Here is a 19,912-nt window from a genome sequence, read left to right on the forward strand (position 1 = left end):
GTGGCCGTTCCGCCGCCGGGTACGGGGCGGATCGGGCCGGGCGCTGCGATGGTTCCTGCTGGTGTCGGCGGTCGCCGGGCTGCTGGTGGCGGGCTTTGCGCTGCTGCCGGCCGGGCGGTATCTCTTCGAGGACGTGCGGGACAAGCTCGGCAGAACGGCGGAGATCAGTCCGGCCGAGGTCACCGCGAGCGGCCAGACCTCCGGCCATCCGGCGACCGCGGCCGTCGATGGACTGACCAATGAGTACTGGGGGGCGCCCGCGCTCGGCTCGTCGCTGACGAGCACCTTCGACAAGCCGTTCCGGCTGGTCGGCGTCGTGGTGCACACCGGTGTGTCGAAGGAGCCCCGGGAGTTCCGGCAGGGGGCCAGGCCCACCCGGGCCGATCTGATCGTCACGACGGAGGACGGGAAGGTCCACGAGAAGAAGGTGCGGTTCACCGACAAGCCGGGCCCGCAGACGGTACGGACCGGCATCAGCGACGTCGTCTCCGTACGGCTGGTGCTGCGGGCCGCGTCCGGTCAGGGCGAGGGACGGCCGATCGCGGTCGGGGAGGTCGAGTTCTTCCGGCGTGCCTGAGGCCGGGCGCCGCCCGGGGACCGCTCGCCCGGTGCGCCGCTTCAGCGCTCTCCACCGCGTAAGTCTCCACCGCGTAAGGAACAGCGGCCGGTTCCAGCCGTCGTGCTCCAACGACCGAAGCGCCGCCGTGCTCCGACGACGGAAGCGCCGTCGCTGAAGCACGACGGCCGGAACCGGCCCTGCCGCCGGGCCCGCCCGAGTGCGATGATCTTGGTGTGGCTGGTGTGATCACGGTGTCCGAGCCGTCCTGGACTGCCCCGTTCACCGGGCTGAGCCCGCTGCGGTCCGGCGAACCGGGCGCCGTGCCATCGGACCCCTCGGGCAGCCCTTCGGGCGCCCGCCGCACCCCCGGCGACCAGCCGCACGGCGCCGGACCGGTGCCTTTCCCTTCTTTTGAGGACACTTATGCGACGACGTACTCTTTTCAAGAGCACCATGCTGGGCGGAGCGCTCGCCGCTGTGCCGCTCACCGCACTGCTGCCGGCCGGCACGGCGGTGGCCGCGCCGACGGTCAGCACCCTGACCGACCTTCAGAACGCGATCGACAGCGCGGTGCCCGGCGACCGGATCGTCCTGGCCAACGGCACGTACACCGTTCCCTCGGGCGGCGCCATCAGCGTCTCGGGCAAGCACGGCACCAGCAGCGCGCCGATCACCATCGTCGCGGAATCCCGTGGCGGCGCGGTGCTCCAGGGCGCGCGCAGCTTCGTCTTCAGCAATTCGAGCAACATCACCGTCAGCGGCTTCGCCTTCCGGCAGAGCACCACGCTGGAGATCCCGGCGAGCTGCCCGCGCATCCGGCTGACCCGCAACGATTTCCGGTTCGCCGACATCACCGGGCTCGACTGGGTCGTCGTGCGCGGCGACGACGCCAAGATCGACCGGAACCGCTTCCATGACAAGACGACCGAGGGCATCTTCGTCGTCGTCGACGGCCCCGGCTCGACGGCCATGGCCCAGCGCCTCCATCTCTTCAAGAACCACTTCTCCGGTCACACCTTCGCCGGGGCCAACGGCGGTGAGCCGATCCGGCTCGGCGTCAGCAGCCGGGCGCTGTCCGCCGCCCACGCGATCGTGGAGTACAACCTGTTCGAGCGGTGCGACGGAGACCCCGAGACCATCTCGGTGAAGTCCTCGGACAACGTCATCCGCTACAACACGATCCGCGACAGCCGCGGCGGAATCGTGCTGCGCCACGGCAACCGCTCCACGGTGGAGGGCAATTACCTGCTCGGCGGCGTCGATGGGCTGCGCCTCTACGGCGACGACCATCTGGTCGTCAACAACTATCTCAGCGGACTGTCGGGCCGGGCCCTGGTGATCGGCAGCGGTACCACGCGCGACCACCACTCCGGCGAGACGACTGAGGAGCGGCGGGGCAATGACGCGTGCGACCGCGCGGTGATCGCGCACAACACCCTGCTCGACAACGCCGGCGGGCTCTCGGGCGAGACCCGGACCTATGAGCCCCGGGACGTGGTCATCGCCGACAACCTTCTCGTCGGCAGGACCGGCAGCCTGGTCGCGATGGGGAAGACCACCGGCTTCACCTGGCAGAGCAACATCCTGTGGGGTGCGGCGTCCAACGGCACCATCCCCTCCGGGGGTTACACCAGGGTCGACCCGCTCCTCCGGCAGGAGTCCGACGGGGTGTCCCGGCTGTCGGCGGGCAGCCCGGCGATCGGCGCGGCGACCCTGGCGAGCCCTGCCGTGGCCGAGGACCTCGACGGTCACTCACGCGGCGGCACCCGTGACATCGGCGCGGACCAGTACTCGACACTGGCTCCGATCCGCCGTTCCCTCACGGCGGCGGACGTGGGCCCGAACGCGTCCTGAACGGCTGCCGGTGACAGACCGGTGAGCAGGCCGCGCCCGTCCGCTCCGCCTCGCCGTCCCCGGCGGCGGGCCGGGCCGGCCGCGCCCTTCGCTCCGTGACAGCCGCCGGAACGCGGTGCGTCCGGCTCCGGCGAAGAGGGACGCGCGCGGCGCCGCACCAGACCCCTGGTGCGGCACCGCGGCGGCCGGCGGGGTCACTTCCCGGTGCGGTGCAGAACCCGCTGGAGACCCAGGGCGATCAGCCCGAGCACCGCGCCCTGCACGGCGTTGAAGACCAGAATGCCGATCGAGCCGATGACCGGAACCGCGTCCGCGTCGTCCAGAAACGGCTGCAACGACAGATTCAGGGTGATCGCGAACGCGCCGTAGGCCACCCCGGCGAAGAGAAGAGCCGGCACCGGCTGAGGGGTGCGGAGCACCACCGCGGCGCCGACCCAGACCACGGCGATCAGGGCGGTGAACACGAGCGGCCCGACCGGTTTCTCCAGGGGGCCGGAGTCATAGGCGCCGACGATGCTGAGCACCGGCCGGACGAGCCCGAAGGCGCCCAGTGCCGCGATCAGTATCCAGGGCAGGCGTTGCAGGGTGTTCCGGCGCAGGTCCGTCATGGGCGTCGGACGCTCCTTCCCGGCGCTTGGCGGTGCGCCGCTCCATCGTCAACCGAGTCTAGGCTCTCTATATGTAGACAGTCTAGTTATCGGGCCCCTCTGCACCCGCGGGACCATCTGCACGGGCGAGCCCGCTCGGTCGAAAAGTTCCACTGCGTCAGCTGCGGCCACCGAGCGCACGCCGACACCGTGGGCGCCCTGAACGTTCTGCGGGCCGGGCCGGTCCGTCGCAACGCCCAACCGGGCATGGCGAGAAGGCCCCGGACTCATCCGAGGGAGGAGTCACGTAGATTGCCTACATGAAGAGTGATGCGCTGAGAGGGCATCTCGACGCCCTGATCCTTGCGGTACTGGAGAAGGAGCCTCTGCACGGCTACGCCGTGATGCAGGCGATCCAGGTGAGCAGCGGAGGGGCGCTGGAACTGCCCACTGGATCGCTCTACCCCGCGCTGCGCCGGCTGGAGAGGGCCGGATATGTACAGGGCGAATGGCGGATGGTCGGCGGGCGCCGGCGCCGCACCTATGAGCTGACCAAGGCGGGTGAACGCGCCCTGGCCGCGGAGCGCGCGGAGTGGCGGGACTTCGCCGCCGTGGTCGAGGGCGTGCTCCGTCCCGGAACCACTCCTGCCTGACGGCGCGGGCCGTGTTGCCCACCTGGCCGGATGAGGGTCCGGCCCCGGCGCGCGGCGGAGTCAGCTCCCGGCGCGCGGCGAACGCGCGGCGGCGGAACGTCGGATCACGAGCCGGCGCGCACCCAGCTCAGACAGCGGCGGCCCGCCACCCCGATTCCGGCGAGCGGGACGCCCAGCAGCAGCAAGGTGCCCGGCAGCCCGGTGAGGCTCAGCAGTGAGTGCGTGGCCGGATTGGAGACCGTCATCAGCACTCCCAGCACCGCGAAGACGACGCAGACGGCGAAGGCGAAGAACCCGGTGGCCCGGGCGAGCAGCCGCTGCGCGCTCAGACAGCGGCCTCCCGCGCCCGTCGCGAACAGCATCGCGAGACCCCAGACGATGGCGACGCCGCCGGACCAGCGGGCCGCCGTCTCCGCGATCTCGTAGCCACGGCTGCCCTGTCCGCCGGAGCCCTCCCCGGCGAGGGTCTGCGCGATCCGCCAGGCCACGGGCTGGATCAGCATGACCGCGCAGATCAGCACCGCGGTACGCCGCCCCTGGGCGATGCCCAGCTCGGACTGGTACTCCCCGGCGATGGCCGGTACGGGGCCGAAGTCGGCTATGGCGCTCCGCTCGGCGCTCTCCCGGTCCAGGCCGCACTCCTCATAGGCGTCCGCCGCGTCGGCCAGCCCGTCACGGGCCTCGGTGAGCAGACTGGCCTTGGCCGCCCGCGGGCCGCGCAGCGCCTGGTTGAGCTCGGTGACGTATTGGTCGATCACCCGTCCCCCTGGAGAAGTCTCGGGCCCGTCCGGCAGCACGGAAACCTGCGCCAGTATAGGTACCGGGGAGAACGGCGGAGGGGTGGGAAATCCCTGATGTCTCCCTGATCCTTCCCGCTTGCGCGGTCACCGGCCGGCCTGGAGACGACCACGGCCCCCGCCTACGCCCCGGCCCGGACAGGCCGGGGCGTCCGGGGGCTACACGCCGGCGGGGGCGCGCAGGGGCTTGAGTGCTTCGCTCCAGGCGACGACCTGGTCGAGCATGGCGTCGACCGCCTCCTCGTGCAGGGCGGCCGGCGTGAAGATGCTGAAGTCCTTGAAGTCGGTGAAGAGCGAGAGCATGACCGTGTTGCGCACGGTGGCCACCTGGACCTCGGCCATGATGCCGCGCAGATGCTCGATGGCGCGGGCGCCGCCGACGCTGCCGTATCCGACGAAGCCGGCGGCCTTGTTGTTCCACTCCGTGTAGAGGTAGTCGATCGCGTTCTTCAGCGCGCCGGAGGTGGAGTGGTTGTACTCGGGGGTGACGAGGATGAATCCGTCGTAGGCGTCCACGGTCGCCGCCCACGCCTTGGTGTGCTCGTTGGCGTACTGCCCGAAGGACGGCGGAGCGCTCTCGTCCAGGAGCGGCAGCGCCATGTCCTTGAGGTCGACGAGGTCGTACTCCGCGTCCCCGCGCTTACGGGCCAGGTCCAGCACCCACCGGGCCACGGCCTCGCCGTTGCGGCCGGGCCTGACGCTGCCGAGGATGATCGCGATCTTGGTCATCTTGCTTGCCGTTTCTCTGTGCGTCGGAGCGGGATGCGCTCCTAGTTAGTTGAGCAATCAACTATAAGCTTCTGGTGCCCCGCTCTGTTCCCCGCGCCCGGAGATCTCTCTCACGGGGCGGTCTCCCGGTGCGTGGGCTCTCTCCCGCGTGAGCGCGGATCGCCGTGGACCGGCGGCGGGACCGGAGCGTCCACGGCTGCCGCGGCCTGCCCGGAGAGCCGCCTCAGCAGCACTTCGCTGATGCCCTTGAGATGGTCCAGCTGTTCATCGGTGAGGTGGTCGAGGAGCCGGGCCTGGGCACAGGCGTCGTGCCAGGGGGCGGCCTCGGTCAGGGCCCGCTGCCCGGCGTCCGTGAGCCGGGCGAGGTGGACCCGGCGATCGGCCGGGTCGGGGAGCCGGCCGACCCAGCCGCGCTGCTCCAGCCGGTCCACGAGATGGGAGAGCCGGCTGGGGGAGACTCCGGTGCGGCGGGCGAGCCCGGTCATCTTCAGCCGGCGTCCGGGACTCTCGGCGAGATGGGCCAGGAGCTCGTAGTGGATCTGCGACATGCCGCTCTCACGGCGCAGTTCCTGCCCCAGCTGCTCGGAGAGCAGCCGGGCCGCGGTCAGGAAGGCGCGCATGGCCTGCTGGGCGGTGTGATCGGACCGGGCGGATGCGACGGCCATGGGGTTCCTCCTGCGAACGGCACGGGGGCGTGGGGACGCCGGGAACGGGCCCGGCGCTCAGAAGGACCGGGGCGCGGGGTGGACGATGTGCTTGATCTCCTGGAACTCCTCCAGGGCGCGTTCGCCGTTGAGGCGGCCGACGCCGCTCTGCTTGAAGCCGCCCTCTTCCATCTGGTCGACGATGACGGCCCAGGTGTTGGCCCAGACGGTGCCCGCGTCCAGCTCGCGGCCGACCCGCAGCGGCCGGTCCACGTCCCGGGACCAGACGCTCGCGGCGAGGCCGAACTCGGTGGCGTTGGCGCGGGCGACCGCGTCGGCCTCGTCGTCGAAGACCTCGAAGGTGGCGACGGGGCCGAAGATCTCCTGCTGGACGATGGGCCGGTCGCAGCTGTCGGGACCTGTCACCTCGATCAGCGCGGGGCGGACGAAGGCCCCGGCGGCGAGCGGCCCCTCGGTGATCCGGCCGCCCCGGACCAGGACCTCGGCGTACTCGGCGGCGTCGGCGATCTCCCGCTCCACCCGGTCGGCGTTGGCCCGGTCGATCAGCGGACCCATCTCGCTGGCGGGGTCGGCGCCGGGACCGACGCGTACGGCCTCCAGGGCGGCGGAGAGCCGGGTGCGCAGCTCGTCGGCGATGCCGCGCTGGACCAGGACGCGGCTGCCGGTCATGCAGAACTGTCCGGTGAAGGTGGTGATCGCCTTGGTGAGGACGGGGACGGCGGCGTCCAGATCGGCGTCGTCGAAGACGATCATCGGGGTCTTGCCGCCCAGCTCCAGTGACATCGCCTTCAGCGAGGAGGCGGCGGCGGCCATGATGGAGCGGCCGACATGGGTGCTGCCGGTGTAGCTGATCACGTCCACGCCGGGGTCGGCGACGAGCAGCCGGGCCCCTGAGCTGCCGGACTCGGTGAAGCCGTTGAAGACGCCCTTCGGCAGGGACTTCACGGAGGCGACGATCTCGAACAGGAGGCTGTTGGTCAGCGCGGTCTGGGCCGGCAGCTTCAGGGCGACCGTGGCGCCAGCCGCCAGCGCCGGGGCGAAGGAGCGTACGGAGAGGATGACCGGAGAGTTCCAGGGCGCGATCACTCCGGCGACCCCGGCGGGCTGGCGCAGGGTCATGGAGTACAGCCCCGGCTTGACCTCGGACGCCCGGCCGGACTCGGTCAGCGCCAGCGCGCCGTAGTAGCGGATCTTGGAGATCGTGAGATCGACCTCCAGGGCCGCCTCGGCGGGGATCTTGCCGTTCTCCCGGGAGAGCAGGGCGACCAGCTCGTCCCGCCGCTCCGCCATCCGCTCCGACATCTCGAACAGGGCCCGGGCGCGCAGCTCGCGGTCACGGGCCCAGTCGCCGGTCTCGAAGGCACGGCGGGCCGCGTCGACGGCGGCACGCGCTTCGGGTGCGCCGCCGTCGGCGAAGGTGCCCAGCACCTCGCCGGTGGCGGGGTCGAGGGATTCGCCGATCGCGTCGGAGTCGGTCCAGACGCCGTCGATGAAGTGACGGGCGTGGGGCGTGGTGCTCATGAGAGGAATCTCCTCGGAAGCTCGGAAGCTCGGAAGCTCGGATGGTCTGCGGCGGTGGCCGGGCGGGGCGTCGGGCGACGGGCGGCTGAGGGGGTCCTCCGGCGCGTCCGTCAAACACTCGCCATGATTCGTTGTGCAACGAATTATGTAAAGCCCAGCGCCACTCCGCGGGGCGGTATTCCCCAGGTGCGGGCGCGAGGTCCCGGCGCCGCTTGACCGTCGTCGATGTGGGACGTACGGTTCGTTGCAGAACGAACTAAGTGAGGTTCTGGCGCCATACGGCGCAAGGTCTTCACGGGTTCGACGGCATTCCGTACCGAGCCGCTGTCAGCGGCCGAAGGAACGCCGCTCCGCGTGGCCGTCAGGCCCGGTTCACGGGGCGCGCGTCCGGTTGGGAGAAAAGATCATGGCGGCAGCGCAGGGTTCGCCCTCCCCGCAGACAGACAAGGGCTCCGCCCCGTCCGCCGTCCCCGTCACGGCGGCGGTGGTGCGCGAGAGGAGCGGCCCGTTCACCTTCGAGGAGCTCACCCTCGACACCGTGCTGAGGCCCGACGAGGTACTCGTCGAAGTGGTGGCCGCCGGCCTGTGCCAGACCGATCTCCACGTCAGGGACCAGGCCCTGCCCACCCCGCTCCCGGCGGTGCTCGGGCACGAGGGCGCGGGCATCGTGGAGCGGGTCGGCGACGCGGTCACCACCGTCGCCCCCGGTGACCGGGTGGTGATGTCGTACCAGGCGTGCGGCCACTGCAAGCCCTGCCTGACCGGGAACCCGGCCTACTGCGCGGCCTCCTTCCCCGCCAACTTCGGCGGCTCCCGGCTGGACGGCTCCAACGCCCTCCACACCGGCGGCGAGGAGATCCACGGCCATTTCTTCGGGCAGTCCTCCTTCGCGACCCACTCCCTGGCCACCGAGCGCAATGTGGTCAGGATCGACGACGAGGACATCCCGCTGGAGCTGCTCGGCCCGCTGGGCTGCGGCCTTCAGACCGGCGCCGGAGCGGTGCTCAACTCCCTGAAGGTCGAGGCCGGTTCGTCGGTCGTCGTCATCGGCACCGGCACCGTGGGCCTCGCCGCCGTGATGGCGGCCAAGGTCGCCGGAGCGAGCCCGATCATCGCGGTCGACATCGTTCCGGAACGTCTGGAGCTCGCCCGTGAGCTGGGCGCCACCCATACGGTCAACGGCCGTCAGGAGGACACCGCCGCCCGCATCGCGGAGATCACCGGCGGTGGCGCGGACTACGTCCTGGAGATCACCGCACGCCCCGAGATGCTCACCCTCGCCGTCGACGCCCTCGCACCGCTCGGCACCGCCGCCCTCATCGGCGGCGCCCCCGCCGGCGCCCACGCCCCGGTGAACATGAACGCCCTCCTCGGCGGGCGCACGGTCCGGGGCGTCGCCCAGGGCGACTCCATCCCGCAGCTGTTCATCCCCCAGCTCATCGACCTCCACAAGGCCGGACGCTTCCCCTTCGACCGGCTCATCACCTTCTACGGCTTCGACCAGATCAACGAAGCCGCCACCGACACGCGGACCGGAGCTGCGATCAAGCCCGTGCTGCGCATCGGGGAGTAGCGGCACCACCCCCGCCGCCCTTCCCCACCTTCGAACAGTCAAGAGGAAAAGCACCATGACCGACTTCCAGAAGCCCGGCACCCCCACCGACCGCCACCAGCTCGGTGCGGCGGGCATGCCGCTCAACACCCTCGCCGACTACCGCCCCATCCCGGCGGACGGCTACGGCGCGCTCTTCCTGCCCGACCGGCTCGCCAAGGGCTACCACGTCGAGGAGATCAACGACGGCGCGTACTACGTCACCTCCGGCGCGTACGACACCATGTTCGTCCGCACCGGCAACGGCGTCGTCCTCGTGGACGCCCCGCCGCTGCTGGGCGAGAACCTCAAGCGCGCGATAGCCGAGGTCACCGACGAGCCCGTCACCCATCTCATCTACAGCCACTGGCACTCCGACCACATCGGCGCCGCCGGCATCTTCGCCGCCGACAAGCCCAAGGTCATCTCCCACGACTACACCCGCGAGATGATCCAGCGCTGGCCCGACCTCGGCGGCGAGCGCGGACTGCCCGTCCCCACCGAGACGATCACCGAGAGCGACACCCTCGACGTCAACGGCGTCCGGTTCAACCTCGACTACCACGGCGTCAACCACACCCCGGGCAACATCTTCATCTACGCGCCCCAGCAGAAGGCGCTCGCGGCGATCGACATCATCAGCCCGGGATGGAGCGCCTTCAAGCACTGCGACGCCTCCGAGAACATCCGCGGCTGGGCCGAGGCCCACGACTGGATCCTCCAGTACGACTTCAAGGGCGTCGTCTCCGGCCATGTCAACCGCTACGGCACCCCCGAGGACGCCAAGGCGTCCCGCGACTACACCAACGACATCGTCGAGTTCTCCAAGGAAGCCCTCGACCACGGGCAGGAGTTCGAGTACATCGAGCGCATCGGCTTCAGCAACGCCTGGGTCCTGTGGGAGAACTACTTCAACGAGATGACCAACTACGTCACCAAGAAGACCCTGGAGAAGGTCACCGACAACGGTCAGACCTGGGCCCAGCGTCTCGCCGGCGCCGATGTGATGACCAAGTACCACGCGTACTCCGTGCTGGAGGCCCTGCGCCTGGAGTACGGCATGGTCTCCGGCTTCGAGAAGCTGATCATCCCGCAGTCCGGCGAGTGACCTTTCCGGCCGTCGCCACCGGCCCTGGAGCGGACCGCGGTCCGCTCCAGGGCCCACCCCGTCCGCCAGGGCGGGAAGCTCCGGACCCCGTTATCATTCGTTGTGAAACAAACTTCTGGAGGGCAGGGCAGGATATGAGCCGGAGCACCGAGAACGGCGTGCCTGAGGACCTGGGCGGGGCGCCGCGGCGAGCGGGCTCGCCGTCCCGCCCGCTGGACCGCACCGAGCGCGCGGTCTGGCTGGGACTCCTCTCCACCCATATGAGACTGCTGCGCACCCTCGACACGGAGCTGGTGGCCGCCGAGCGCATCCCGCTCTCCTCCTTCGAGGTCCTGCTCACCGTCGCCGAGGCCCCCGAGAGCCGGGTGCGGATGAAGGACATCGCCGCCTCGCTGCTGATCAGCCGCAGCGGACTCACCCGCATCGTGGACGACCTGGAGCGCCAGGGGCTGGTCGTACGGGAGAAGTGCCCCACCGACGCCCGCGGCTTCGACGCCGTCCTCACCGACGCCGGCCGCAAGGCGTACCGCCGCGCCCGCAAAGTGCATCTCACCAACCTCCGCGGCGAGTTCCTCGACAAACTCACCGACGACCAGCTCACCGCACTCGCCGGGATCTGGGCCTCCGTCGGCCTCGACGAGCACGCCGGCACCTGCTGACCAGCCGCCCGCCCGGCGGTTGCGCCGTCCTGGAGCGCGTCCCCCTCTTCCGCCTCGGCTACGGGGATGAGGAACCCGTCGAGCCGCTGGACCGGCTCGGCGCCGACGTCCGAGACGGCTCCGGAAACGGTTCGCCGTCCCTGCTGTTCGCGGTCCCCGGACCCGTGCCGCCGGGTGCGCCGAGTGCGTCAGAAGCGGGGACATAGGGCCCCATGGCGGCGGTGAAGCCGCGGAGGGCGGCGCGATAGGCGCGGGGGGTGGTGCCGGTGAGGCGATGGAAGTGGTGGCGCAGATTGGCGGGCGACCCGAATCCGGACTGGGCCGCGATCTGCTCGACGGGGGTGTCGCCGCTCTCCAGGAGCTGCTGTGCGCGGTGGAGACGGGCGCGGAGCAGGTACTGGAGCGGGGGCAGACCCGTCTGGGCGCGGAAGCGGCGATGGAGAGTGCTGACGCTGACACGTGCGTGGCCGGCCATGTCGGCGAGGGTGAGCGGCCGGTGGAGGTTGGCCTCCACCCACTGCCGGGTCGGTCCGATGTCGGTCCTGTCGGCGATCTCGCGTACGCGTTCCCCGGTGTCGGCGACGGCCTCGTCGTACAGGGGCATGATGATGCGCCGCGCGACCGCGGCGGCGGTCGGCTCGCCGTGGTCGCGCTCGACCATGGACAGACACAGGTCGATTCCGCCGAAGACGCCGTGCGAGGTGAGATAGGGCCCGTCCTCGACCCAGGGGGCGCCGACGGGGACGACCTCCACTCGGGGGTGGCGTCCGGCGAGTTCGCCGGTGTGGGGCCATGACGTGGTGGCGCGGCGGCCGTCGAGGAGGCCGGTGGCGGCGAGGGTGAAGGTTCCGGTGCCGACGGCGGCGATCGTGCGGTCCCGGTCGGCGCATGCGCGCAGGGCGTCGGCCGCCTCGGGCGGCGGCGGGTCGCGGAAGGCGCGGTGACCGGTCACCAGGACGGTGTCGGCGTCGTCCAGGGCCTCCAGCCCCCAGGGTGTGGCGAGGCTCAGCGGTGGCTCGCCGGTGGTGACGGTCCGGGTGGCGGAGCAGATCCGCACGTCGTACGCGGTGTGGCCTAAGACATGGGACGCGGAGCCGAAGACCAGCCCGGGCGTGGTGAGTTGATGGGCGGGAACGCCGTCCGCGACAAGAACTGTGATCACTGCCATGACCGGAATTTAGCCCAGGGTGATGGCGATGCTGCTTTTTCGAGGGAGTGCGCCGCCCACAGGATGAACACGGAGAGCCGGAAGCGAGGGGACGCCCGGCAGCCATTCCCGTAACCGACAGCGAAGGGACACCTCTGTGTTCGCCTCCGTGTTCACCCCTCTGTTCAACGGCATTTCAGCCACGCGCCGGCAGGGATCGACCGGCATCCGCTCCCGGCGGAGCATGGCCCGCTTCGCCGCGGTCTCCCTGGCCGTCGCGGCCTGTGCGACGGCGACGACCGGCGCCGCCACGGCGATCGTCGGGGGCGAGGACTCCACCCAGCGCTACTCCTTCATGGTCTCCATCGACATGAGGCCCGGTGAGGGGCACTGCGGCGGCTCGCTCATATCCCCGCGGTGGTTCGTCACCGCCGCGCACTGTGTCGACGGAGTCCACGGCAAGCCCGTCGGCCAGGTCCGGATCGGCAGCGAGAACCGCAGCTCCGGGGGGAGCGTCCGCACCATCGAACGGACCGTGATCCACCCGGACTATCTGATCGAGCAGGGCGGACTCATCCTGGAGAACGACATCGCGCTCGTCCGTCTCGACCGGCCCGTGGCGCAGAAGCCGATCCGCGTGGCCCGGCAGCCCGGACCGGTGGGAGGCGTCAACCGCGCCGTGGGCTGGGGCACGACCGTCGATGGAAGCATCCAACTGCCCGAACGTCTTCAGCAGCTGGAGCTGCGGATGGCCGACCGCGCCGGCTGCTCCCACCTCACCCCCGAGGAGCTCTGCCTGACCAGCACGGTGCCCGGCGCCGCGGTCTGCGGCGGCGACTCCGGCGGTCCGCTCCTCCAGCGCGCGGGCAAGCGGTGGGAGCTCGTCGGAGCGACCAGCCGCGACGGCGATGCGGACGAACGCTGCGTCGGCGGACCGGTCACCTACGCGAACGTGCCCCTGCACAAGGACTGGATCGACAAGACGATGGCCGACACGCCGGCGGGCGTACGGAACTGATCCCCCCCCGCACCCGCGAACCGCCCCCTCCCGCGGTGGGGGCGGTCAGGCCCGTCGGCGCCGGGCGCGTTCGAGGAGGAAGAGCCCGCCGGCTCCGGCGGCCGTCCAGGCGGTCAGAACAGCGATGCCGCCGAGCACCCCGTCGCCGTGGAAGTAGGCGAGACCGTTGACGGCCCGTACGCCCACGCCGACCGGAAGGGCGGCCGAGAGCGGCGCCAGCCAGCCGGGCAGGAACTCGGCGGGGAGACTGCCGCCGCTGCTGGCGTTGCCGAGCGTCATGAACAGCACGGCGGCGGCGCTGGAGCCCAGCACCCCCAGCGAGCGCACCAGCAGCATGGTGAACGCGCCCACGGCCGTCGCGACGAGCGCCACCAGCCCGGCGACCCCGGGGAACGGCGCGGGAAGCACATCGAACGCGGAGACGACGGAGGCCACCGCCAGACCGCCCGCACCGCCGAAGGCGGTGAGCGAGGCCAGCCGGCGGGGGAGCGTCAGCCCGGGGCCGAGCTGAAAGGTCATGATCCCGAACAGATAGCCGGCGAGGACCAGGCCGAAGGTCGTGTAGAAGACGACGAGCCCCCGGGTGTCCTCGGGCGACGCGGGGACGATGTCGACGGCCGTCAGCCGTTCCCCGCCCGCCCGGGCGGCCTCCTCGAAGGAGCCGGTCAGCAGGGTGTTGACGGCGGGGCCGTGCGCTCCCGCGAAGAGCAGCTCCGCCGTGCCGTGTCCGGGGACGTACGCGGCGAACGCCTCGCCGTGCTCGACGGCCGCCCGCGCGGATTCCCGGTCGGGCACGGCCTCCAGAAGGAAGCTGTCGGGCGAGTGCCCGGGAAGCCGCTCCGCCACGGCCGCCGCGTCGGCCGCCGTCCCCACCACCGCGACCGGCAGATCGCGGGCGGCGGGGGCGTGGAACGCCGACAGATAGACGCTGATGAAGATCGCACCGATCGCGACGGCCACGGCGACCGGCAGCAGGACCGGCCGGACCCACGCGGCCCTTCGGGGCGCGGACGGATCGCCGCGCGCGGGCTCGGGGGGCCGCTGGAGCGTGGCGGGGGGAGTGTCGGGCATAGCTGATTCCTTGCCGATGGGCGGCGGGGCCGGGGCGGGGGAGCAGCCGCTCAGGCGGCCTCCTCCGGGCTGCGGGAGGGTCGCCCCGGCCGGCCCGGGACAGCCCTCCCGCAGCCCGGCCGAACGCGGGGGCCCAGCGGTCCGGCGGGGTGCGCGCGGAACCGGAAAACCCTCCATATATTTCGTTGCACAACGAACTATATGGAGGGTCGGGGGTACCGGTCAAACGCGGCGGACCCGGTCAGGCGGCGGTGGCCGCCCTGGTGGCGGTCAGTGCCCTCGCCACCGGGACGACATCGTTCACGGCCATCTCGATCCGCTCGTACACCTCGGGATTGAGGACGGTCGTCCCGTCGAAGTCGCCGGAGCTGAGATAGATCCCGGCCGGGGCGGTCCACGCCTGGAGGAAGCCGAACAGCGGGCGCATCGCGTGCTCGATCACCAGGGCGTGCCGGTCGCTGCCCCCGGTGGCCGCCAGCAGCACCGGTTTGGCGGCGACTCCGTACTGGTCGACCAGATCGAAGAAGTGCTTGAACAGCCCGGTGTACGAGCCCCGGAACACCGGGGTGGCCGCGATGACGAGATCCGCCTCCTCCACCGCCCGCAGCGCGTCCTCGGCCTCCGGTCCGACCTGGTCCCGCTCCACCGCGCCGGAGAAGCCGGCGCTCACGGTGTGCAGCTCGATCAGCCGTGCCTCCGTCCCGGTGCGGGCCTGGACCGTCCGGAGGATCAGCTCGGCCAGAGCCGTGGTCTTCGACGGCGAGCGCAGACTGCCGACCACGGCGACGACCCTCAGGGGCGCGGTCATGCCGTCACCTCCGTGCCGCCGAGGGCGGCGATCTCCTTGCGGACGACCGGGGCGACCTCGGAGCCCAGCAGCTCGATCGACTTGAGCGCCTCCTTCTGGGGCAGATTGCCGAAGCCGAGCTGGATCATCATGCGGTCGTGCCGGAAGAGCCGGTACTGCGCCATGATCTTGTCGATGACCTCCTGCGCGCTGCCCAGGAAGAACGCGCCCCCGGCCGTGGCCTGGGCCTCGTACGCCATCTTCGGCATGGGGACGCCCTGGCCGCGCTGGTGGTGGTTGGCCATCCAGCCCGCCTGGAAGTAGGGGTGCGAGACCTCGATGGCCTCCCGGTGGGTGGGGGCGACGAAGCCCGGGGAGTTGATGGACACCTTCAGCTTCTCCGGGGCGTGCCCGGCCTCCGCGCCGGCCTTGCGGTACAGATCGACGAAGGGGGCGAACTGGCGGTAGCCGCCGCCGATGATCGCCAGCGAGAGCGGGAGCCCGAGGCGTCCGGCCCGTACGACCGAGGCGGGGGTGCCGCCGACCGCGACCCAGACGGGCAGCTCACGGTCGGGCCTCGGGGTGATGTCGCCGTCCACCAGGGTGGGGCGCAGTCTGCCCTGCCAGCTGACGGGGTTCTCCTCGCGCAGCTTGAGCAGCAGATCGAGCTTCTCGGCGAACAGCTCCGCGTAGTCGTTCAGGTCGTAGCCGAAGACCGGGAAGGACTCGATGTAGGAGCCGCGTCCCGCGATGATCTCCGCACGGCCGCCGGAGAGCAGGTCGAGGGTGGCGAACTGCTGGAACACCCGGACGGGGTCGTCCGAGCTGAGCACGGTCACCGCGCTGGAGAGCTTGATCCGGCTGGTGTTCTCCGCCATCGCCGCCAGCACCACGGCGGGCGAGGAGACGACGAAGTCCGTACGGTGGTGCTCGCCCACCGCGAAGATGTCGAGCCCCGCCTCGTCGGCCGCCTTGGCCTGCTCCACCAGCTCCCGCAGCCGGGTGCCGGGTGCGGGGAGCGCTCCGGTCGCCGGGTCGGGAGTCAGCTCGCCGAAGTGGTAGATGCCCAGTTCAAAAGACATGGGGGCGACCCTCTCAACCGTTGATTCATTCGTTGCGCAACGAACAACATGAGGGGAGATCGGCCTATTCCCCGAGCCTTGGCCGGGGCGCGGTCCCACTGCTCGGCCCGCTGCCCGGCCCGCCGGCTCCGGCGGCCGTGGGTGGGTCAGGCGGAGCGCAGGCGTACGGCCTGTTCGGCCGCCGCGGCCAGGAGGGGCGCCGCCGATTCGGTCATGGCGGCCAGGGTCCGGGGGCCGTCGGCGATGCTGAAGGCGGCGGTGAGCCCGAGGGCGTACAGCTCGTCGATCGGGAGGACGACCTCTCCGGCGAGCGCCACCGCCGGCACACCGCGGTCTCCCGCGAGCCGGGCGACCAGGGAGACGACCTTGCCGCCCGCACTCTGGCGGTCGACTCTCCCCTCGCCGGTGATCACCAGATCGGCGCCGGCCAGCGCGGCCGGCAGACCGACGGTGTCGGCGACGAGTTCGCAGCCGCGGACGGGCTCGGCCCCGAGCACGGCGACCATGCCGCCGCAGGTGCCGCCCGCCGCGCCCGCTCCCGGGAGATCGTGCACCCGCACGCCGAACCGCTCGGCGAGCACATCGCCGAAGCGGGTCAGGGCGGCGTCCAGAAGCCGGACCTGATCGGGGGAAGCGCCCTTCTGCGGTCCGAACACCGCTGCCGCGCCCTCCGGCCCTACCAGGGGGTTGGTGACATCGCAGGCGATACGGAACCGGGTCTCCCGGACGGCCTCCGCGACCCCGCTCATCTCGACGCGGGCGAGATCGGCGAGGCCCGCGCCGCCGGGCGGCAGCTCTTCCCCGCCGGCGTCCTCGAACCGGACGCCGAGCGCGCGCAGCAGACCGGCGCCCCCGTCGGTGCTGGCGCTGCCGCCGATGCAGACGAGCACATCACGCGCTCCCCGGCCGATGGCGTCGGCGATCAGCTCGCCCGTTCCCGCGGTGTCCGCGCGGAGCGGGTCCGTCGCACCGGCCAGCAGCGGCAGCCCCGACGCGGAGGCGAGTTCGACGACCGCGGACCTTCCGTCGGGCGAGAGCCCGTACCGGGCGCGCACCGGCTGCCCCAGCGGACCGGCGACCGTCAGGGCGATCTCATCCCCGCCGACCGCGCCGAGGATGCAGTCGAGGGTGCCCTCGCCTCCGTCGGCCATGGGCACGCGGACCACATCGGCGTCGGGCAGGGCACGGCGTACCCCGGTCTCGATCGCGGCGCAGACGGCGGTGGCCGTGAGGCTGCCTTTGAAGGAGTCGGGAGCGATGACGACACGCACGGAACCAGGTCCTCCGGGAAGAGTCGGCCCCATCGGGGCTCCGATGAGCTGTGCTGGAACTCTAGGGAACGTCGTCAACGTAGCGTCGTCCGTCCGGATGGGGGTCCCCCCGGGCGAAGCCCAGGGGGAGGGTCTGGCGGGGTCTGGTGGGCCTGGCAGGTCCGGCGGGGTCTGGTCGGGGGCGCCGTCCGACCGTCCGCCCGGCTCCTGCTGCGTCCGTTCAGCGGATTTCCGCCCCGCGTCCGCGTCGTCGTGCGGGCCCGGGGCCGCCCGGCGCGGCACGATCACCCGGTAGGCAGCCGGTACGCGCGCGGAGCCGGGTGCCGCGCATGCCCGGCCGGCGGACGGCTCCGCGTCCCGCCTCCTCCCCTGCCCCTGTGCCCCTGCCCCTGAACCGAGCGGAGTGGAACGCCGTGGCGGATCTGGTCTTCGTCGCCCTTGCCCTCGGGGTGTTCGGGCTGCTCTTCCTGGCGGTGCGGGGGGCCGAGCGGCTGTGACCGCGGAGAACACCGTCGGGCTCGTCGTGGCCGTGTGCCTGGTGGTCTATCTGCTGCTCTGCCTGCTCTTCCCGGACCGGTTCTGATGAACGAGACGCTGGCGGGCTGGCTGCAGATCCTGGCCCTGATGGCCGCGCTCGCGCTCTCCTACCGGCCGCTCGGCGACTATCTGGCCCACTGCCTGACCAGCACCCGGCATCTGCGCGCCGAGCGGCTCGCCTACCGGGCGGGCGGGGTGCGACCGGACACCGACCAGACCTGGCCGGTGTATGTCCGCAGTGTGCTGGCGTTCTCGCTGGTGTCCGTGGTGTTCCTGTACGCGTTCCTGCGATTGCAGAACCATCTGCCGCTCTCGCTCGGCAGGGGACCGGTGACGCCCGACCAGTCCTTCAACACCGCCGTCTCCTTCGTCACCAACACCAACTGGCAGTCGTACGCGGGGGAGCGGACGATGGGTCATCTGGTGCAGATGGCGGGTCTGGCGGTGCAGAACTTCGTCTCCGCCGCCGTCGGCGTCGCGGTGGTCGCCGCCCTCATCCGGGGGTTCACCCGGGAGCGGACCGACCGCGTCGGCAACTTCTGGGTGGACCTGACCCGGCTGGTCGTACGAGTGCTGCTGCCGATCGCCTTCGTCTTCGCCCTCGTCCTCGCGGCGGGCGGCGTGATCCAGAACCTCCACGGGGACCAGACCGTCACCACGATCTCGGGCGGGCTCCAGACCATCACGGGCGGTCCCGTCGCCTCCCAGGAGGCCATCAAGGAACTCGGCACCAACGGCGGCGGCTTCTACAACGCCAACTCCGCCCACCCGTTCGAGAACCCCACCGGACTCACCAACCTGATCGAGATCTATCTCATGCTGGTGATCGCGGTCTGCCTCCCGCGCACCTTCGGCGCCATGACCGGGGACCGCCGCCAGGGCTACGCGATCCTCGCCGTGATGGCCCTGATCTGGGCCGCGTCGGTCGCCGTGGTGACCGCTGATGAACTGCACAGCGTCAGCAGCACCGCCGGGCACGCGGCCGGCGGAATGATGGAGGGGAAGGAACAGCGGCTCGGCGTCTGGGCCTCCGCGCTCTTCGCCGTCTCCACCACACTGACCTCCTGCGGCGCCGCCGACTCGGCCCATGACTCGTACACACCTGGCGGCGGCGGACTGCTGATCTTCAACATGATGCTCGGCGAGATCGCGCCCGGCGGCACCGGATCGGGTCTGTACGGGATGCTGATCCTGGCCGTCGTGACCGTGTTCGCCGCCGGGCTGATGGTCGGCCGCACACCGGAGTATCTCGGCAAGAAACTCGGCAGCCGTGAGATCAAGTTCGCCTCCCTCTACATCCTCACCACCCCCGCCGTCGCGCTGACCGGTGCCGGGGTCGCGATGGCCCTCCCGGGGGAGCGGGCGTCGATGGCCAACCCCGGCCCGCACGGCTTCTCCGAGGTGCTCTACGCCTTCGCCTCGGCGGCCAACAACAACGGCTCCGCGTTCGCCGGGCTCTCGTCCAACACCGTCTGGTACAACACCGCACTCGGCCTCGTCATGCTCACCGGCCGGCTGCTGCCCATGGTGTTCGTGCTGGCGCTCGCCGGGTCCCTCGCCGCCCAGCGCACGGTCCCGGTGACGGCGGGCACCCTGCCCACCCACCGGCCGCAGTTCGTCGGCCTGCTGACCGCGGTGATCCTCGTCGTCGTCGGCCTCACCTACTTCCCCGCGCTCGCGCTGGGCCCGCTCGCGGAAGGGCTGCGCTGATGTCCCTCACCCCGCCCGCACCGCCCCCTGGAACGTCCCACCGGGTCGCGGGCGGCCTGCTCGACCCCCGGCAGCTGCTGCGCGCCCTCCCGGATGCCGTACGCAAACTCGGCCCGCGCACCATGGTCCACAACCCGGTGATGTTCGTGGTCGAGACCGGTGCGGTCCTCACCACCCTCTCCGCCATCGACCGCCCCAGTGTCTTCGCCTGGGTCATCACGGTCTGGCTCTGGCTGACCGTGGTCTTCGCCAACCTCGCCGAGGCGGTCGCGGAGGGCCGCGGCAAGGCCCAGGCCGACGCCCTGCGCCGGATGCGGACCCGGACGACGGCCCGCCGGCTGGTGGGCTGGCGGCCGAAGGCCGTCGCACCGCCCGAGGAGGAGATCCCCGCGGCCCGGCTGAGCCCAGGGGACCACGTCGTCGTCGAGCCCGGACAGATCATCCCCGGCGACGGCGATGTCGTCGAAGGCGTCGCCTCGGTGGACGAGTCCGCGATCACCGGCGAGTCCGCCCCGGTGATCCGGGAGTCCGGCGGCGACCGCAGCGCCGTCACCGGCGGTACGAAG

Annotated in this window: 20 protein-coding genes and 1 pseudogene; 11 read left to right on the top strand and 10 right to left on the bottom strand. The window is 71.5% G+C overall.

What is annotated here, in order from left to right; all coding sequences use genetic code 11:
* The 3 genes and pseudogenes from FF041_RS37770 to FF041_RS09170 form a co-directional block, all read left to right on the top strand.
* Positions 1–577: NADase-type glycan-binding domain-containing protein (locus FF041_RS37770; RefSeq protein ID WP_407698125.1), on the top strand; the 577-nt coding region annotated here is incomplete at its 5' end.
* A 215-nt stretch (positions 578–792) separates the two neighbouring features.
* Positions 793–870: pseudogene (locus FF041_RS40305) on the top strand (IS5/IS1182 family transposase); the annotation flags it as partial.
* A 112-nt stretch (positions 871–982) separates the two neighbouring features.
* Positions 983–2,413: a polysaccharide lyase 6 family protein gene (locus FF041_RS09170; protein WP_153521890.1), complete on the top strand. Its 1,431-nt coding sequence runs from the start codon at positions 983–985 to the stop codon at positions 2,411–2,413.
* Positions 2,414–2,607: 194 nt separating this feature from the next.
* On the opposite strand, the gene FF041_RS09175 is transcribed toward FF041_RS09170, so the two are convergent.
* Complete coding sequence (locus tag FF041_RS09175; RefSeq protein ID WP_153521892.1) at positions 2,608–3,021, bottom strand: hypothetical protein; 414 nt, start codon at positions 3,019–3,021, stop codon at positions 2,608–2,610.
* A 299-nt stretch (positions 3,022–3,320) separates the two neighbouring features.
* Between FF041_RS09175 and FF041_RS09180 the strand changes: the two genes are divergently transcribed.
* Entirely contained in the window at positions 3,321–3,653 is a 333-nt protein-coding gene (locus FF041_RS09180; RefSeq protein WP_153521894.1) for a PadR family transcriptional regulator, read from the top strand.
* Positions 3,654–3,757: 104 nt separating this feature from the next.
* On the opposite strand, the gene FF041_RS09185 is transcribed toward FF041_RS09180, so the two are convergent.
* The 4 genes from FF041_RS09185 to FF041_RS09200 all read right to left on the bottom strand — a co-directional run bounded on the left by FF041_RS09185 (position 3,758) and on the right by FF041_RS09200 (position 7,365).
* On the bottom strand, positions 3,758–4,411 hold the full coding sequence (locus tag FF041_RS09185; RefSeq protein ID WP_323372432.1) for a permease prefix domain 1-containing protein: 654 nt from the start codon (positions 4,409–4,411) through the stop codon (positions 3,758–3,760).
* A gap of 198 nt (positions 4,412–4,609) precedes the next feature.
* A complete protein-coding gene (locus tag FF041_RS09190; protein ID WP_153487138.1) occupies positions 4,610–5,179 on the bottom strand; it encodes an NADPH-dependent FMN reductase in 570 nt (189 codons plus the stop codon).
* Between the two features lie 110 nt (positions 5,180–5,289).
* A complete protein-coding gene (locus tag FF041_RS09195) occupies positions 5,290–5,844 on the bottom strand; it encodes a MarR family winged helix-turn-helix transcriptional regulator (RefSeq protein ID WP_153521896.1) in 555 nt (184 codons plus the stop codon).
* 57 nt (positions 5,845–5,901) lie between these two features.
* On the bottom strand, positions 5,902–7,365 hold the full coding sequence (locus FF041_RS09200) for an aldehyde dehydrogenase family protein (protein ID WP_153521898.1): 1,464 nt from the start codon (positions 7,363–7,365) through the stop codon (positions 5,902–5,904).
* 406 nt (positions 7,366–7,771) lie between these two features.
* On the opposite strand from FF041_RS09200, the gene FF041_RS09205 reads away from it, so the two are divergent.
* The 3 genes from FF041_RS09205 (at position 7,772) to FF041_RS09215 (ending at position 10,723) form a co-directional block, all read left to right on the top strand.
* A complete protein-coding gene (locus tag FF041_RS09205) occupies positions 7,772–8,938 on the top strand; it encodes an NAD(P)-dependent alcohol dehydrogenase (RefSeq protein WP_228388095.1) in 1,167 nt (388 codons plus the stop codon).
* 55 nt (positions 8,939–8,993) lie between these two features.
* Positions 8,994–10,064 (top strand): MBL fold metallo-hydrolase, encoded by a 1,071-nt coding sequence (locus FF041_RS09210; RefSeq protein WP_153521900.1) that lies wholly within the window; start codon positions 8,994–8,996, stop codon positions 10,062–10,064.
* Positions 10,065–10,198: 134 nt separating this feature from the next.
* Entirely contained in the window at positions 10,199–10,723 is a 525-nt protein-coding gene (locus FF041_RS09215) for a MarR family winged helix-turn-helix transcriptional regulator (RefSeq protein ID WP_153521902.1), read from the top strand.
* A 58-nt stretch (positions 10,724–10,781) separates the two neighbouring features.
* Here the strand turns inward: FF041_RS09215 and FF041_RS09220 are convergent, their stop codons facing one another.
* Positions 10,782–11,891 carry a GlxA family transcriptional regulator gene (locus FF041_RS09220; RefSeq protein ID WP_153521904.1) on the bottom strand — a complete coding sequence of 370 codons (1,110 nt, stop codon included), beginning with the start codon at positions 11,889–11,891 and terminating at the stop codon, positions 10,782–10,784.
* Between the two features lie 136 nt (positions 11,892–12,027).
* Here FF041_RS09220 and FF041_RS09225 point away from each other — a divergent pair, with 136 nt between their 5' ends.
* Positions 12,028–12,888: a S1 family peptidase gene (locus FF041_RS09225; protein WP_323391494.1), complete on the top strand. Its 861-nt coding sequence runs from the start codon at positions 12,028–12,030 to the stop codon at positions 12,886–12,888.
* A gap of 45 nt (positions 12,889–12,933) precedes the next feature.
* Here the strand turns inward: FF041_RS09225 and FF041_RS09230 are convergent, their stop codons facing one another.
* The 4 genes from FF041_RS09230 to FF041_RS09245 form a co-directional block, all read right to left on the bottom strand.
* Positions 12,934–13,959 (bottom strand): YhgE/Pip domain-containing protein, encoded by a 1,026-nt coding sequence (locus FF041_RS09230; RefSeq protein WP_228388096.1) that lies wholly within the window; start codon positions 13,957–13,959, stop codon positions 12,934–12,936.
* A gap of 241 nt (positions 13,960–14,200) precedes the next feature.
* The gene (gene msuE / locus FF041_RS09235; protein WP_153521908.1) at positions 14,201–14,767 is read right to left on the bottom strand and encodes an FMN reductase; all 567 of its coding nucleotides are present in this window, start codon (positions 14,765–14,767) and stop codon (positions 14,201–14,203) included.
* A complete protein-coding gene (locus FF041_RS09240) occupies positions 14,764–15,828 on the bottom strand; it encodes an LLM class flavin-dependent oxidoreductase (protein WP_153521910.1) in 1,065 nt (354 codons plus the stop codon). The genes msuE and FF041_RS09240 overlap by 4 nt, the downstream gene beginning before the upstream one ends.
* A gap of 146 nt (positions 15,829–15,974) precedes the next feature.
* Complete coding sequence (locus FF041_RS09245) at positions 15,975–17,099, bottom strand: glycerate kinase (RefSeq protein ID WP_323391495.1); 1,125 nt, start codon at positions 17,097–17,099, stop codon at positions 15,975–15,977.
* A 493-nt stretch (positions 17,100–17,592) separates the two neighbouring features.
* Between FF041_RS09245 and kdpF the strand changes: the two genes are divergently transcribed.
* From kdpF to FF041_RS38885, 3 genes are all read left to right on the top strand, one after another.
* Positions 17,593–17,682, top strand: coding sequence for a K(+)-transporting ATPase subunit F (gene kdpF, locus FF041_RS09250; RefSeq protein ID WP_153487150.1), 90 nt, complete (start codon positions 17,593–17,595; stop codon positions 17,680–17,682).
* Positions 17,682–19,346, top strand: coding sequence for a potassium-transporting ATPase subunit KdpA (kdpA, locus tag FF041_RS09255; RefSeq protein WP_153521912.1), 1,665 nt, complete (start codon positions 17,682–17,684; stop codon positions 19,344–19,346). Before kdpF ends, kdpA begins: the two co-directional genes overlap by 1 nt.
* Positions 19,346–19,912, top strand: a 567-nt coding sequence (locus tag FF041_RS38885; RefSeq protein WP_456154180.1) for a P-type ATPase, incomplete at its 3' end; no start/stop codon positions are given. The genes kdpA and FF041_RS38885, both read left to right, overlap by 1 nt.

This window comes from Streptomyces jumonjinensis (assembly GCF_009600885.1).
GTDB lineage: Bacteria > Actinomycetota > Actinomycetes > Streptomycetales > Streptomycetaceae > Streptomyces > Streptomyces jumonjinensis.

Excerpts from the sequence above, each read along its gene's own strand:
- FF041_RS09170 (WP_153521890.1), top strand. The coding sequence starts at position 983 with ATGCGACGACGTACTCTTTTCAAGAGCACCATGCTGGGCGGAGCGCTC.
- FF041_RS09175 (WP_153521892.1), bottom strand. The coding sequence starts at position 3,021 with ATGACGGACCTGCGCCGGAACACCCTGCAACGCCTGCCCTGGATACTG.
- FF041_RS09180 (WP_153521894.1), top strand. The coding sequence starts at position 3,321 with ATGAAGAGTGATGCGCTGAGAGGGCATCTCGACGCCCTGATCCTTGCG.
- FF041_RS09190 (WP_153487138.1), bottom strand. The coding sequence starts at position 5,179 with ATGACCAAGATCGCGATCATCCTCGGCAGCGTCAGGCCCGGCCGCAAC.
- FF041_RS09195 (WP_153521896.1), bottom strand. The coding sequence starts at position 5,844 with ATGGCCGTCGCATCCGCCCGGTCCGATCACACCGCCCAGCAGGCCATG.
- FF041_RS09200 (WP_153521898.1), bottom strand. The coding sequence starts at position 7,365 with ATGAGCACCACGCCCCACGCCCGTCACTTCATCGACGGCGTCTGGACC.
- FF041_RS09205 (WP_228388095.1), top strand. The coding sequence starts at position 7,772 with ATGGCGGCAGCGCAGGGTTCGCCCTCCCCGCAGACAGACAAGGGCTCC.
- FF041_RS09210 (WP_153521900.1), top strand. The coding sequence starts at position 8,994 with ATGACCGACTTCCAGAAGCCCGGCACCCCCACCGACCGCCACCAGCTC.
- FF041_RS09215 (WP_153521902.1), top strand. The coding sequence starts at position 10,199 with ATGAGCCGGAGCACCGAGAACGGCGTGCCTGAGGACCTGGGCGGGGCG.
- FF041_RS09220 (WP_153521904.1), bottom strand. The coding sequence starts at position 11,891 with ATGGCAGTGATCACAGTTCTTGTCGCGGACGGCGTTCCCGCCCATCAA.
- FF041_RS09230 (WP_228388096.1), bottom strand. The coding sequence starts at position 13,959 with ATGCCCGACACTCCCCCCGCCACGCTCCAGCGGCCCCCCGAGCCCGCG.
- msuE (WP_153521908.1), bottom strand. The coding sequence starts at position 14,767 with ATGACCGCGCCCCTGAGGGTCGTCGCCGTGGTCGGCAGTCTGCGCTCG.
- FF041_RS09240 (WP_153521910.1), bottom strand. The coding sequence starts at position 15,828 with ATGTCTTTTGAACTGGGCATCTACCACTTCGGCGAGCTGACTCCCGAC.
- kdpA (WP_153521912.1), top strand. The coding sequence starts at position 17,682 with ATGAACGAGACGCTGGCGGGCTGGCTGCAGATCCTGGCCCTGATGGCC.